The sequence below is a fragment of the Ruegeria sp. B32 genome, assembly GCF_025141855.1.
Taxonomy (GTDB): Bacteria; Pseudomonadota; Alphaproteobacteria; order Rhodobacterales; family Rhodobacteraceae; genus Ruegeria; species Ruegeria arenilitoris.
The window spans coordinates 1,947,764-1,961,617 of record NZ_CP081106.1 but is presented as its reverse complement, the minus strand read 5'-3'; the positions used below and the strand labels follow the sequence as shown (position 1 = coordinate 1,961,617).

Here is a 13,854-nt window from a genome sequence, read left to right as displayed (position 1 = left end):
CCCCTGTCTGGGCGTTAGGCAGGAAACCTGAAAATAGGCGCGGATGCGGCCGAAAATTCGGTTATGATACGCATCGGAACACAGCCTTGCCGTGCAATCACCCTGCGGCGGGGTCACGAAGGAGGGTCCTTTGGACTACACTGCTCAGCTCGACTCAGCGATTGCCAGGCTGCACGACGAAGGCCGTTACCGGACCTTCATCGACATCGAACGCCGCAACGGACATTTTCCCCATGCCGTGCGTACGCGTCCGGACGGGTCACAGCAGAACATCACCGTCTGGTGCGGCAACGACTACCTTGGCATGGGGCAGCACCCCGTCGTGCTGGAGGCGATGCACGAGGCGATCGACGCAGCCGGAGCGGGCTCTGGCGGGACGCGCAACATCTCGGGGACGACCGTCTACCACAAGCGGCTCGAGGCCGAGCTGGCCGACCTGCACGGCAAGGAAGCGGCCCTGCTGTTCACCAGCGCTTATATTGCAAATGACGCCACGCTCAGCACGCTGCCCAAGCTGTTTCCCGGGCTGATCATCTATTCCGACGAGCTGAACCACGCGTCGATGATCGAAGGTGTCCGCCGAAATGGCGGGGCCAAGCGGATCTTCCGTCACAATGACGTTGAGCACCTGCGCGAGCTGCTGCAAGCCGACGACCCGGCGGCGCCGAAGCTGATCGCGTTCGAGTCGGTCTACTCGATGGATGGCGACTTCGGTCCGATCGAACAGATCTGCGACCTGGCTGACGAATTCGGCGCGCTGACCTATATCGACGAAGTGCACGCGGTTGGGATGTACGGCCCGCGCGGCGGCGGTGTGACCGAGAGAGACCGCCTAGCGCACCGGATCGACATCATCAATGGCACTTTGGCCAAAGCCTACGGCGTGATGGGTGGGTATATCGCAGCAAGCGCGAAGATGTGCGATGCGGTCCGTTCTTATGCGCCGGGTTTCATCTTCACCACCTCGCTGCCGCCATCGGTCGCGGCCGGTGCTGCAGCCTCGGTGGCGTATCTCAAGACAGCGCCCGAACTGCGTGAGCAGCATCAGACCCAAGCCAAGATCCTCAAGCTGCGACTGAAGGGTCTGGGCTTGCCGCTGATCGATCACGGCAGCCACATCGTTCCGGTGATCGTGGGCAACCCGGTGCACACCAAAAAGCTCAGCGACATGCTGCTGGATGACTACGGGATCTACGTGCAGCCGATCAATTTCCCGACCGTTCCTCGGGGAACCGAGCGTCTGCGCTTTACGCCTTCGCCGGTCCATGGACCCAACGAAATGAACCGTCTGGTCCAGGCCATGGACGAACTTTGGTCACATTGTGCGCTAAATCGCGCCGAACTTGCTGGTTAACCTAACGCCGACATGTGCAACTTGTTTGCCGCGTGTTAAGCTTACGCTAACAAAAGTAGCGGACGAATCGTTATGGGGATGATTCGCCGTTAGCGTGAAACACGCGATGGGCAGAATGGGGCAGCAGGAATGATTGGGCGCAGGACACAGCGCAATTCCGAAGAAGACGTGGACGTCAGGCCCAAGGGGTTCGACGACTACGAAGTACGGCTTGGCGACGTGATGCGCGGTGAGCGCGCAACGATGGGCAAGTCTCTTCTCGACGTACAGCGCGAACTGCGGATCAAGGCCAACTACATCGCTGCCATCGAGAATGCCGATCCCGACGCATTCGACACACCCGGATTCATCGCCGGGTATGTGCGTTCTTACGCCCGTTATCTGGGGATGAACCCTGACGACACTTTTGCCGCGTTCTGCAAGGAAAGCGGGTTCGAAGTGGCACATGGAATGTCCGCACAGGCATCGGTCGTCAAAAAATCGGTCGGGGACCTTCCGAACCGTGGCCCGATGGGGCGCGATCCGTTCATTTCGCCGAACACGCCCTACATTCCCGGCCGCGAGTCCGTGTTCAGCCAGATCGAGCCGCGTGCCGTAGGCTCGTCGCTTGTCCTCCTCGCGCTGATTGCCGGGATCGGATATGGCGGCTGGTCGGTTCTGAACAAGATCCAGCAGGTTCAGGTCTCGCCCGTCGAACAGGCCCCGGTCGTGCTGTCCGATCTTGACCCGCTGTCGGCCATCCGGACCGAGTCCGGAACGACCGAGGTTGCGGCCGCTGAAATTCCCAGCCCCGAAGCGCTGGACCGTCTCTACCGCCCCCAAGCACTGGATGTACCGGTGATGGTTGCACGGGATGCCCCGATTTCCACACTCGATCCTCGGACCGTAGGCACGTTCCGTCCGCCGGAAGTCCCGGAAATCGCGCTGGCTGAAATTCATACCGTCGAAAGAACTGCCGCGACCCTTCCACAGGTGGTTGAAAAGGTCGACACGTCGCTGAAAATCGTCGCGGTCGAACCGGCCTGGATGCGGGTCACCGCAGCGGATGGCAGCGTGATCTTCGAAGGCACGTTGGGAACCGTCGAAAACGGCAAGAGCTTTGAGGTTCCCCTGACGGAAGAGCCGCCGCAACTGCGGGCCGGTGCGTCGGGCAACGTGTATTTCTCGATGAACGGCGAGCTCTATGGGCCGGCTGGTGCACCGGGAACCGTCGCCAAGGGTGTGGTTCTGTCCAAGGACGCTGTGGCCGAGACTTATGCCGTGGCGGATCTTGAGGCTGAGCAAAACATTGCGCTCAAACAGCTGGTGGCTGAGCTTCAGACACAATCCGCCGAGGCGCCGGCAGAGTGATCTTGCCATTGCGGCGGGCTTGCCCCCGGACTATCTAAAGGCCAGACCCCAGGCTGACGCGGATCCGTTTTCATGTCTCTGAACCATGTGCGCCCTTGGCGCGACATCTATCGCCGCAAATCCCGCCAGATCATGGTTGGCAATGTCCCGGTAGGTGGCGACGCGCCGATTGCCGTTCAGACCATGACCAACACGCTGACGACCGATGTCGCCGCGACCGTGGCGCAGGTACAAGCTGCGGCAGAGGCAGGGGCCGATATCGTGCGCGTTTCGGTCCCGGACGAGGCGTCGTCGAAAGCGTTGAAGGAGATCGTGCGCGAAAGCCCGGTGCCGATCGTGGCGGATATCCATTTCCACTATCGCCGCGGGATCGAGGCCGCCGAGGCCGGTGCCGCCTGCCTGCGCATCAATCCGGGCAATATCGGTGACGAGGCGCGGGTGAAAGAGGTCATCAAGGCCGCACGCGACCACAATTGCTCGATCCGCATCGGCGTGAACGCGGGCAGCCTGGAAAAGCACCTGCTGGAGAAATATGGCGAGCCGTGCCCTGAAGCGATGGTGGAAAGCGGGTTGGAGCATATCCGTATTCTGCAGGATAACGATTTCCACGAATTCAAGATCAGCGTGAAGGCCAGCGACGTGTTCCTGTCGGCCGCGGCCTATCAGGGCATCGCCGAGGCCACCGACGCCCCGATCCATCTGGGCATCACCGAGGCCGGTGGGCTGGTCAGCGGCACGATCAAGTCGGCCATCGGGCTGGGCAACCTGCTGTGGATGGGCATCGGCGACACGATCCGCGTCAGCCTGTCCGCCGATCCGGTCGAAGAGGTGAAGGTCGGGTTCGAGATCCTCAAGTCTCTTGGCCTGCGCCATCGGGGCGTGAACATCATCTCGTGCCCGTCCTGCGCGCGGCAGGGGTTCGACGTGATCAAAACCGTCGAGACGCTGGAACATCGGCTGGAGCATATCAAGACGCCGATGAGCTTGTCGATCATCGGCTGCGTCGTCAACGGCCCGGGCGAGGCGTTGATGACCGATGTCGGTTTTACCGGCGGCGGCGCAGGCTCGGGCATGGTGTATCTGGCGGGCAAGGCCAGCCACAAGATGTCGAACGAACAGATGATCGACCACATCGTCGAGCAGGTGGAAAAGAAGGCGGCCGAACTGGAAGCCGCGGCCGAGGCGGCGGAGTAGTACTTTAACTTCGATCCGGAACTAATTCATCATAAGCCATTTTTAGGCCCATTTGTGCGGTGTCAATCGCGATATCGACTGTCTGGACCGGAGTTCGATTCTTTGAAACCAATGCCTTTCGTGACGGCGTTTGCCGTCGTCTTTCTTTCTGCTTGCAGCAGCCCCTCTACCGGGTCGGACAAACGCCCCGGTTTCTTCAGTGTTCCAGTTCCGCAGTCTGCACCGGGGACGCAACTTGGGTATATGTCGGTGCATGTGTCCGGTTTCGGAAATGACGTAGTGACAACGCGCGCAGACGTCCGGCTCAGCCCGGGCGGAACCGGCAAACCGCGGGGCCGTTTGACCCCGATCATGAATGTCGACCCGCAGCTGGCGTCTCGGGTCGCGGTATCGTTCAAAACCGGTCAGGATGCCCAGGCGGCCTATGCTTTGGCGAAACAGATCGCCAGGGCGACCTACTGCCCAACCGGCCCAATTTCTGAAAACACCGGTATTCGCAAGTACGACAATCCCCAGGACCTGCAGGCAATTCTGGCTGAAAGCAAACGGCAGGGGCGTAACGTCATTCCATCGGGAATTCGGGGCAAATCCGTGCCCGCGACCCAATTTAGAAAAACTGGAACTCCGACATGGGTCGTGTCGATGAAATGCGACGCCCCGTATCCAAACGACTAGGGCGTCGTTTCAACGGGGCGGCGATCAAGCCGCCCCAGCTGCTTCAGCCGCGTTCAGCCCGCACACCGTCGGCGATCTGTTTCATCTGATCTGCTGGCAGGAAGCCCCGCAGCATCTCGGTGCCCAGAACAAAGGATGGGGTGCCCGAAATCCGCATGCGCTGCGCCAGTGCCCGCGTCTTGGCAATTTCTTCGGTCACTTCGTCGCTGTCCATCGCCGCAAGGATGGCGTCACTGTCCAGTCCCAGCCCGTCCGAGATCCGGCGCAGCGTCACTTCCGAAGGCTCGCCCGTGAATTCCAGCAGGGCGTCATGGACTTGCTTGTACGCGTCATCCCCGGCGACCTGCTTGGTGGCGATGGCAAAGCGCGACGAAAGAACCGACGCATCGCCCAGAATTGGGAACTCCTTGATGATCAGGCGGATGTTGCCATCCTCGGCCAGCAGCGCGTCCACTTCGGGGACCGCGCGGCGACAGTATCCGCAACGGTAATCCATGAACTCGACGAGGGTGATGTCGCCGTCCGGGTTGCCACCGACCCAGCTATAGCCGTCATTGAACAGCTCGTCGGCGTTTTCAGCGATCAATTGCTGGTCGGCCTGTGCTTCGGCTGCGGCGTTGCGTTGCTCAAGGATGTTGATCGCCTCGAGAATGACTTCGGGATTTTCCAGGAGGTATTCCCGCACTTGCGCGCCGAACTCTGCTCTTTCGGATTCGGTCATCGAGGACAGATCCAGCGCATTGGCCGGACCGGCAATCAGGGAAAGCCCCAGAAGGGCAGGTGCTGCGTGTCTGAGGATCATTTCCGGTTCCTTTTCGATTTCTCAGCTTGTTCTGCGGCAATCAGCACATCCTGTGCCCGTTGCCAACCCGTCGAGCCTTCGGGCAACTGACCGATGGCTCGTCTTGCGTGAATGCCGGCATCCAGCAGACGCCCCTCCAAGGCGAACCGCTCGGCAGTGACGGCGGATGCCATACCGTTGTTGCCGACCTTTGAATAGGCCATTCCCAGATCCTGCATCAGGCGGCCGTTCCGGTAGTCGCGGGCGCGTGCGCTTTCCAACACCTGCAGAGCCTTTTTCGTCTGTCCGTCAGCAAGCAGGGCGCGCCCGTAGCCTGCCATGATCAATGCATCGGTCGGAGCCAGTTCGGACGCCCTGGCATAGGCCGTGACCGCCTCCGAGACCCGAAGGTTCTCCAAAAGGATCTGCCCCTTCAGTTCGTGATAGAACGGATCGTCAGTGCGGATTGCCAGCGCACCATCGATGGCTGCCCGCGCAGCCGAAAGGTTTCGGTTCTGATGATGGGCGGCGGCCTCGCGCATCAGGCGAATATCCTGCGCCGTTTCTTCCTTGGCCCGCCGCAGGGTCCAGCCGGGAGAGCGCAGAAACGCGGACAGCTTGCCCTTGACCCGCGCAAACCAGTAGTCGGCATTGGGGTTAGATTTCGCCCGATCCCCGAATTGGTACAGAAATTCCTCGGCGGCGCGCAGACGTTCACGGCTGGTCGGGTGCGAGCGCATATAGGGATCCTGATTGATCTCGCTCAGCAATTCCTGGCCGGCGAACTTGCGGTGCAGTTCGACCATGCCGATGGGAGAAATCTCGGCCCAACGCAGGTAGCTGGCGGCGCTGCGATCCGCCGAGGATTCTTCGGCCCGCGTGTGGCCCAGAAAACTGCGGATTGCGGCCCCTTGGGTGCCGGCGGCAATGCCCGCGGCGGCCTCTCCGCCGCCCGCAGCGGCGGCAATCAGAGCCAGCGCGGTACCGAAACCGGCCGCGCGTTGAGCCGCCCGAAGGTTCTCGGCCCGGCGGGCGAGGTGCCCGTTGGCGATATGGGCCGCCTCATGCGCGATTACGGCCTGCAGCATCTCGGGGCTGTCGACCGTCTGGATCAGTCCGTGGTTCAGGTAGATCGTGTTGTAGTCGATGACGAACGCGTTGAACGTGCCGTCCTTGACGACCATCACCCGCACGCGGTTGGTGTTCAAGCCGGCGGCGCGCAAGATCGGAAAGGCCAGTTCGCGCAGCCCGTGTTCTATATCGGGGTCGCGGATCAGGCTTTGCGCGTGGCTTTGCGCGGTCGACGACATCCACAGCGCCACCGCCAGCAGAATTGCCGGGATTGACGCCAGCCGGGATCCGCGTTCAAAAGCCATGGTCGCAACATGGGAGATGGGCATGCGAAACTCAACCCGGTCGGGCGTTGATCCCTTCATCGTGATGGACGTGATGGAGGCCGCGCGCCGCGCCGAAGAGGCAGGGCGCCACATCATCCACATGGAGGTCGGCCAACCCGGAACCGGCGCCCCGCAAGGCGCGCTGGAGGCGCTGGCCGACGCGATGCGGCAAGGCCCGCTGGGCTATACCGTCGCGCTGGGTCTGCCGGCGCTGCGGCAACGCATCGCACGGATGTACGGCGAATGGTACGACGTCGACCTGAACCCCGATCGGGTGGTGATCACTCCCGGATCCTCGGGCGGATTCCTGCTGGCCTTCACCGCGCTGTTCGACAGCGGTGACCGGGTGGGGATCGGCGCGCCGGGATATCCGTCCTATCGGCAGATTCTGCGGGCGCTGGGTCTGGTGCCGGTCGATCTGCCGACTGCGCCGGAAAACCGCCTGCAACCCGTGCCTCAGGACTTTGCCGGGCTCGACCTGCAGGGGCTGATGGTGGCCTCGCCCGCAAATCCGACCGGAACCATGCTGGACCACGTCGCCATGGGCGCGCTGATCGAGGCCGCGCGGGGGCAGGGGGCCTCGTTCATCAGCGACGAAATCTATCACGGGTTGGAATACGAGGCCAAGGCGGTCACTGCGCTGGAACTGACCGACGAGTGCTATGTCATCAACTCGTTTTCCAAGTATTTCTCGATGACCGGCTGGCGGGTCGGCTGGATGGTGGTGCCCGAAGATCAGGTGCGCGTTGTCGAGCGCATCGCCCAGAACATGTTCATCTGCGCGCCCCATGCCAGCCAGGTCGCCGCGCTGGCCGCGATGGATTGCGAAGACGAACTGCAGGGCAACCTGGCCGTCTATCGCCGCAACCGCGACCTGATGCTGAAGGGCCTGCCCGAGGCCGGGTTCACGAACATCGCGCCACCCGACGGGGCGTTCTATGTCTATGCCGATGTCTCGGACCTGACCGATGACAGCCGCGCCTTTGCCGCCGAGATCCTGGACAAAGCCGGCGTCGCCGTGACGCCGGGGCTGGATTTCGACCCGGTGCGCGGCCACACGACCCTGCGCTTTTCCTACGCCCGCTCGACCGAGGACATCGAGCAAGGCCTTGCGCGGCTGCGCAGCTTCATGGCGGATCGCCGGACGGCGCAGAAGTCGGCCTGAGGCGTTCACAAACCGGCCACGCTGCGATAGGCTCCTGCCAAACGATCTCGGAAAAACTTGAGGCCATGAGCAGGATCTTCTTCGTATGTGCGCTGATTTGGGCGTTGGCCGGAGCCGTTTTGGCGCAGGAATTCAACGCCTTGGCGCGGGTATTGCCCGAGCAGAGCCGGATCACAGACGGCAAGGGTGCCGGGGTAACGCTTGAGCTGGGGCTCAGTCAGGGCGTCCCGTATCGCGTTTTCACGCTTCAAGACCCGTACCGTATGGTCATCGATTTCCAGGAGGTCGACTGGAGCGGCCTTGACCGGGCCAAGCTGTTGCAGACCCGTCGGATCAGCGGGGTCCAGTTCGGCGCCTATGTGCCCGGTTGGTCTCGAATGGTGCTGGATTTGGGGGCGCCCTTGGCCGTCGATACGGCGGCTATGCGCGTGGACCCCGACAGCGGGGCCGCGGTTCTGACGCTGAACCTGAAAGGTACGGATTTCGACAGTTTTGCCGCCAGCGCGGGTGCTCCGCGCAATCCGGGCTGGGATTTGCCTGCGCCTGCCGTCACGCCCCCGGTTGTGCCGCGAGATGGCGAAAGACCGCTGCGCGTGATGCTGGACCCGGGGCATGGTGGCATCGACCCCGGCGCGGAATCGGGTGGCGTTAACGAGAAAACTCTGATGCTCACGTTTGCGCGCGAACTGCGGGAACACTTGCTGCGCGCTGGCGGATACGAGGTCGTGATGACCCGGGTGGACGATCACTTCGTGTCGCTCGAACGCCGAATATCTCTGGCCCATCGGGCCAGCGCCGATGTGTTCATTTCGTTGCACGCGGATGCATTGTCCGAAGGGCAGGCTCATGGGGCCACTGTCTATTTCCTCTCCGATGAGGCCTCGGACGTGGCCAGCCAGAAACTGGCAGAACGGCACGACCGCAGCGACCTGATCGCGGGTATCGACCTGAGCGGCTCGGACGACCAGATTGCTGACGTTTTGCTGGACATGGCACGGCAGGAGACCCAGCCGCGCTCGGAAGCTTTGGCCCATGCGCTTGCGCACGGCATGGGGCAGCAGGGCGGCCCCATGAATCGGCGCCCGATCCGCAGTGCGTCGTTTTCCGTCCTCAAGGCTGCCGACATTCCCTCGGTTCTGGTCGAGATCGGATTCATCTCCAGCCCCAGAGACTTGAAAAACCTCGTAAATCCCGAGTGGCGCATCGGAATGGCGCAAGGAATTCACCAAGGTCTTGAAGCCTGGCGCCAGCAGGATCTGATCCGCCGCGGCTTGATTGGGCAGTGACCCTGCGGCGCAAAGTGGCTAGAATGCGCCCGTGTGTTTTGACCCTTGGGTGCAGCGACACTATATAGGCGTCACCGCGAACAAAAGGCAGCAACGTGATCCGGTTCATTCTTTCGATTTTCGGGGCGGTTTTCAGCCTCGTCACCTTGGGTATTTTCATGGTCGCGCTGGTGATTGGCGCGGTCTTCTGGATGTATGGCCGTGACCTGCCCAGCCACGAGTCGCTGGCCCAGTACAAGCCGCCCACCATCAGCCGTATCTATTCGGGCAAGGGCCAACTGATCGACGAATTCGCGCAGGAGCGCCGCCTGTTCACCCCGTCCGAGGAAATCCCGGACCTCGTGAAGCACGCGTTTATCTCGGCGGAAGACAAGAACTTCTATTCGCATCAGGGGTACGACCCGCGCGGGATCATCGCAGCCGGAATCGAGGCGGTCCAATCCAAGGGTGAGACGCTGCGCGGCGCGTCGACCATCACCCAGCAGGTGATGAAGAATTTCCTGCTGTCCGGCGACCGGCGGGTCGAACGCAAGATTCAGGAAATCATCCTCGCGACCAGATTGGAAAAAACGCTGAACAAGGAACAGATCCTTGAGCTGTATCTCAACGAGATCTTCCTTGGCCAAAACTCCTACGGCGTGACCGCCGCTGCGCAGACGTATTTCAACAAGACTTTGCAGGAACTGGCCCCGCATGAGGCCGCGACGCTGGCTGCGATGCCCAAGGCGCCTTCGGACTATCACCCGGTGCGCCAGAAACAGCGTCTGTTGGATCGCCGCAACTACGTGCTGCGCGAGATGTATCAGAACGGATATATCGATCAGGCAACCTATGAGACTGAAGTGGCGCAACCGCTGCGTTCGGTTCAGAACGGTGATTTCGAAAGCTTCCGCACCGCACTGCCACCGCGCGACTATTTCACCGACGAAATCCGCCGCCAGCTGAGCGAGGACTTCGGCGAGGGTGAGTTCTTTACCGGTGGTTTCACCGTCCGGGCCTCGGTTGACGAGGAGATGCAGGTTGAAGCCGCACGCGCCCTGCGCGAGGCGCTTCAGAAATATGACCAGTCGCGCGGCAAGTGGCGCGGCACGGGTGAAACCATCCCCGAGGAAAAACTGGCAGACGAAGCGCAGTGGCGCGAAGCTCTGGCGATCATGGAAATTCCGCGGGACGTGGTGCTGCCCACGCAATGGTACCCCGCGGTGGTGCTGGATGTGGCCGATCAGCAGTTGACGGTAGGGATCGAGAACGGTCCGGCTGACGGCATCATCCCGCGCAGCGACATCAAATGGATGCAGGGTGACTTCAAGGCAAACTTCAAACGCGGCGACGTGATCCTGGTCGTTGCCGGGGAAGAGGGCCAGTGGTCCGCCCGTCAAGTTCCCGAGGTCCAAGGCGGCTTCGTGGCGATGGATGTGAACTCGGGCCGCGTTCTGGCGATGCAGGGCGGGTTCTCGTACCAGGACTCGGTGTTCAACCGGGCAACCCAGGCGCAGCGCCAACCGGGATCGGCCTTCAAGCCTTTCGTCTATGCGGCAGCACTGGACAGTGGCTACAGCCCAGCGACCATCGTCGTAGACGCCCCGATCGAGGTGAACACACCGCAGGGCTTGTGGACCCCGAAGAACTCGACCAACAAATTCTACGGGCCGACGCCCCTGCGCACCGGGATCGAGCAGTCGCGAAACCTGATGACCATCCGACTGGCGCAAGAGGTTTCGATGCCGGTGGTTGCGGGATACGCGGAGCGGTTCGGTGTGTATGACAACATGGGTCCCTACCTGGCCAATGCGCTGGGGGCCGAGGAAACGACGCTCTACAAGATGGTGGCGGCCTATGCGATGTTCGCCAACGGCGGCGAGCGGGTCGAACCGACTCTGGTCGACCGGATCCAGGACCGGTTCGGCAAAACGATCTATCGGCATGATGACCGGCAGTGCCTGGATTGCAACTCCAGCTGGCTGGAGCCCGACGCCTCACCCACGATCGTGACCGACCGAGAGCAGGTGATGGATGCAATCACGGCCTATCAGCTGACGTCGATGATGAAGGGCGTGGTTGATCGCGGCACCGCGTCACGTGTGGTCAATCTGCCGGTTCCGACGGCTGGCAAGACCGGTACGACCAACGAATCCAAGGACGCCTGGTTCATCGGCTTCACCTCGAACATCGTTGCCGGGTGCTACATCGGGTATGATCGCCCGCGCCCGATGGGGCGGGGTGCTTACGGCGGCACGCTGTGCGGTCCGGTCTTCCAGAGCTTTATGGAAAAGGCCGTCGAGAAATACGGCGGCGGTCCGTTCGAAGTGCCGCCGGGTGGGCACTTCATCAAGATCGACCGTTTCAGCGGTGCCCGTCTGCCGGATGACGCATCGGGTGACTATGTGGTGGCCGAGTATTTCCGTGATGGCGTCGACGGGTTCATCGACCGTGTCTATGACGGTGGTTTTGCGATGGGGTCCGATCTGCCGTTGTTCGAAGAAGTGACCAATGGCGGGCGCCAGGTCCAGACCTCGACCGGGCAGACCATCATCGTGGGGCCCAAGGCCAGCCAGGGTGACCTTCAGGGCGGCGGACTTTACTGATCTGCAGCGCTTAGAAACAGGCGCAGCAGATCGGCCTCCGGGTCACTCTCGACCGATCCGCCGGACCGCCAGCATATGGACAGGGCGCATTTGGCCGCCGCCCATCGGGCCAGGCGCGCCCGCGAAACATTCATCGCCGCGGCGTATAGATCCAGGCACGCGGAAATCTGCCCGACTTCGCGCACAAGGTCCGGCATGCCTTTTGGGTGCCGCAGCGCATTTGCCAGTTCGAACGCCGGATCCCCGACATAACCCTTGGCATCGATCACGCGCGGGCCGGACGCGGTCAGGATGACATTGTCGGGGTGCAGGTCTCCATGCAGGGGGAGATGCACGGGTTGCGTCTGCAGCAGATCCTGAGCCAAACCTATGGCGCGCCGCATATCGGTTTGCAGGGGCCGCGTACATTGATCGGTAAATCCGACGTCGAAAAGCGGGGCGAACACTTGCTCCAAAGGCCTCAGCCCGCTCACTTCGACAATTGGATCAGTCTGCAGGTTCCGCGCCGTTTCAGCCAGTAGTGTCAGGGCGTCGGCCACGTTGCCCGCCCGTGCATGATCGCCGAGGGTCGGACCCTCGAGCCACTCCATCATGACCGCCCGGCGGTCTTCGGCCAGGATCGCGACGGCGCCCCGGTCGCGCCAGGCAGCCAGCAGGCGGCATCCCGGCGCCTCGTTGCCGCGATCGGCGCGGCGATAGAGTTTGAGCGCGACTTCAGACCCGTCCTCACGTTTGGCCCGCCAGACACGCGCCGCGCCGGTATCCGCCGCCAGCCGCGGGTCGGCCAGATGCCATTTCTTCAGGAACTGCTCCGGTCCGTGCTGCATTTGCCTTTCGGGTCATCTTGTGGTGGCCTGAACCTCTTGCTATCACGCAGGCCTGATTGAGCAAGTTGGGACCTGACCATGCGCGCCGAAATCCAGAACATCGTGGCCGAGATCCAAAAATCGCTGGAGCTGCTGGCCCAGCGTATGGACTATGAAACCGCGCCGCACCGGCTGGAGGAATTCAACGCCCGCGTCGAGGACCCCAACCTGTGGGACAACCCCGAAAACGCGCAGAAGCTGATGCGCGAACGGCAGGTTCTGGTCGATGCGATCGAGACCTACGAGTCGATCAAGACTGATCTGAACGACAACATCGAACTGATCGAACTGGGCGAGATGGAGGGCGACGAAGAGGTCGTCAAGGATGCCGAAGAGGCCCTAAAGAAACTGCGCGACAAGGCGGCCGAAAAAGAGCTTGAGGCGCTGCTGGACGGCGAGGCCGATGCCAACGACACCTTTTTGGAGATCAACGCGGGCGCCGGGGGCACCGAAAGCTGCGACTGGGCTTCGATGCTGGCGCGGATGTATGTCCGCTGGGCCGAGAAGAAGGGCTACAAGGTCGAACTGCAGTCGGAAACCCCGGGCGAAGAGGCGGGGATCAAGTCGGCGGCCTACAAGATCTCGGGCCATAACGCCTATGGCTGGCTGAAGTCCGAAAGCGGCGTGCACCGGCTGGTGCGCATCTCGCCCTATGACTCGGCGGCCAAGCGGCACACGTCGTTCAGCTCGGTCTGGGTCTATCCGGTGGTGGACGACAATATCGAGATCGAAGTGAACCCGGCCGATATCCGCGTCGATACCTACCGGTCCTCGGGGGCGGGCGGTCAGCACGTAAACACCACAGACTCGGCGGTGCGGATCACCCACATCCCGACCGGCATAGTGGTGACCAGCTCGGAAAAATCGCAGCACCAGAACCGCGACATCGCCATGAAGGCGCTGAAATCGCGCCTGTACCAGATGGAACTGGACCGCCGCAACGCCGAGATCAACGCCGCGCACGAAGCCAAGGGCGATGCCGGCTGGGGCAACCAGATCCGGTCCTATGTTCTGCAGCCCTATCAGATGGTCAAAGACCTGCGCACCAGCTACGAGACGTCGGACACCAAAGGGGTCCTGGACGGTGATCTGGATGCATTCATGGCGGCCACTCTGGCTCTCAAGGTCTCGGGCAAAAGCCGGGCCGAGGCGCAGTCGGACGACTGATGCTGCGCGGTTGATCTGCGTGGAAAAGATATAT

At 62.1% G+C, this 13,854-nt stretch carries 11 protein-coding genes; 8 read left to right on the top strand and 3 right to left on the bottom strand.

The window, feature by feature from the left end:
- Positions 1–130 precede the first annotated feature (130 nt).
- From hemA to K3752_RS09925, 4 genes are all read left to right on the top strand, one after another.
- On the top strand, positions 131–1,354 hold the full coding sequence (gene hemA, locus K3752_RS09940; protein ID WP_170338140.1) for a 5-aminolevulinate synthase: 1,224 nt from the start codon (positions 131–133) through the stop codon (positions 1,352–1,354).
- 129 nt (positions 1,355–1,483) lie between these two features.
- Positions 1,484–2,704 (top strand): helix-turn-helix domain-containing protein, encoded by a 1,221-nt coding sequence (locus K3752_RS09935; RefSeq protein ID WP_170338648.1) that lies wholly within the window; start codon positions 1,484–1,486, stop codon positions 2,702–2,704.
- A 72-nt stretch (positions 2,705–2,776) separates the two neighbouring features.
- Positions 2,777–3,898: a flavodoxin-dependent (E)-4-hydroxy-3-methylbut-2-enyl-diphosphate synthase gene (gene ispG / locus K3752_RS09930; protein WP_170358814.1), complete on the top strand. Its 1,122-nt coding sequence runs from the start codon at positions 2,777–2,779 to the stop codon at positions 3,896–3,898.
- A 279-nt stretch (positions 3,899–4,177) separates the two neighbouring features.
- Complete coding sequence (locus tag K3752_RS09925; RefSeq protein ID WP_260063144.1) at positions 4,178–4,573, top strand: hypothetical protein; 396 nt, start codon at positions 4,178–4,180, stop codon at positions 4,571–4,573.
- A gap of 43 nt (positions 4,574–4,616) precedes the next feature.
- Here K3752_RS09925 and K3752_RS09920 read toward each other — a convergent pair whose 3' ends face one another.
- On the bottom strand, positions 4,617–5,375 hold the full coding sequence (locus K3752_RS09920) for a DsbA family protein (protein WP_170338145.1): 759 nt from the start codon (positions 5,373–5,375) through the stop codon (positions 4,617–4,619).
- The gene (locus K3752_RS09915; protein ID WP_260063143.1) at positions 5,372–6,754 is read right to left on the bottom strand and encodes a M48 family metalloprotease; all 1,383 of its coding nucleotides are present in this window, start codon (positions 6,752–6,754) and stop codon (positions 5,372–5,374) included. The genes K3752_RS09920 and K3752_RS09915 overlap by 4 nt, the downstream gene beginning before the upstream one ends.
- On the opposite strand from K3752_RS09915, the gene K3752_RS09910 reads away from it, so the two are divergent.
- The 3 genes from K3752_RS09910 (at position 6,753) to K3752_RS09900 (ending at position 11,787) form a co-directional block, all read left to right on the top strand.
- The gene (locus K3752_RS09910; RefSeq protein WP_260063142.1) at positions 6,753–7,916 is read left to right on the top strand and encodes a pyridoxal phosphate-dependent aminotransferase; all 1,164 of its coding nucleotides are present in this window, start codon (positions 6,753–6,755) and stop codon (positions 7,914–7,916) included. The two genes, K3752_RS09915 and K3752_RS09910, sit on opposite strands and share 2 nt — an antisense overlap.
- A gap of 65 nt (positions 7,917–7,981) precedes the next feature.
- Positions 7,982–9,202: an N-acetylmuramoyl-L-alanine amidase gene (locus K3752_RS09905; RefSeq protein WP_260063141.1), complete on the top strand. Its 1,221-nt coding sequence runs from the start codon at positions 7,982–7,984 to the stop codon at positions 9,200–9,202.
- Between the two features lie 95 nt (positions 9,203–9,297).
- Entirely contained in the window at positions 9,298–11,787 is a 2,490-nt protein-coding gene (locus K3752_RS09900) for a penicillin-binding protein 1A (RefSeq protein ID WP_170338660.1), read from the top strand.
- Here K3752_RS09900 and K3752_RS09895 read toward each other — a convergent pair.
- Entirely contained in the window at positions 11,781–12,614 is an 834-nt protein-coding gene (locus K3752_RS09895) for an aminoglycoside phosphotransferase family protein (RefSeq protein WP_260063139.1), read from the bottom strand. The two genes, K3752_RS09900 and K3752_RS09895, sit on opposite strands and share 7 nt — an antisense overlap.
- A gap of 78 nt (positions 12,615–12,692) precedes the next feature.
- Here K3752_RS09895 and prfB point away from each other — a divergent pair, with 78 nt between their 5' ends.
- The gene (gene prfB / locus K3752_RS09890; RefSeq protein ID WP_170338666.1) at positions 12,693–13,820 is read left to right on the top strand and encodes a peptide chain release factor 2; all 1,128 of its coding nucleotides are present in this window, start codon (positions 12,693–12,695) and stop codon (positions 13,818–13,820) included.
- Positions 13,821–13,854 lie beyond the last annotated feature (34 nt).

Coding starts and splice junctions, on each gene's coding strand:
- K3752_RS09935 (WP_170338648.1), top strand. CDS start 1,484: ATGATTGGGCGCAGGACACAGCGCAATTCCGAAGAAGACGTGGACGTC.
- ispG (WP_170358814.1), top strand. CDS start 2,777: ATGTCTCTGAACCATGTGCGCCCTTGGCGCGACATCTATCGCCGCAAA.
- K3752_RS09920 (WP_170338145.1), bottom strand. CDS start 5,375: ATGATCCTCAGACACGCAGCACCTGCCCTTCTGGGGCTTTCCCTGATT.
- K3752_RS09910 (WP_260063142.1), top strand. CDS start 6,753: ATGCGAAACTCAACCCGGTCGGGCGTTGATCCCTTCATCGTGATGGAC.
- K3752_RS09915 (WP_260063143.1), bottom strand. CDS start 6,754: ATGCCCATCTCCCATGTTGCGACCATGGCTTTTGAACGCGGATCCCGG.
- K3752_RS09905 (WP_260063141.1), top strand. CDS start 7,982: ATGAGCAGGATCTTCTTCGTATGTGCGCTGATTTGGGCGTTGGCCGGA.
- K3752_RS09895 (WP_260063139.1), bottom strand. CDS start 12,614: ATGCAGCACGGACCGGAGCAGTTCCTGAAGAAATGGCATCTGGCCGAC.
- prfB (WP_170338666.1), top strand. CDS start 12,693: ATGCGCGCCGAAATCCAGAACATCGTGGCCGAGATCCAAAAATCGCTG.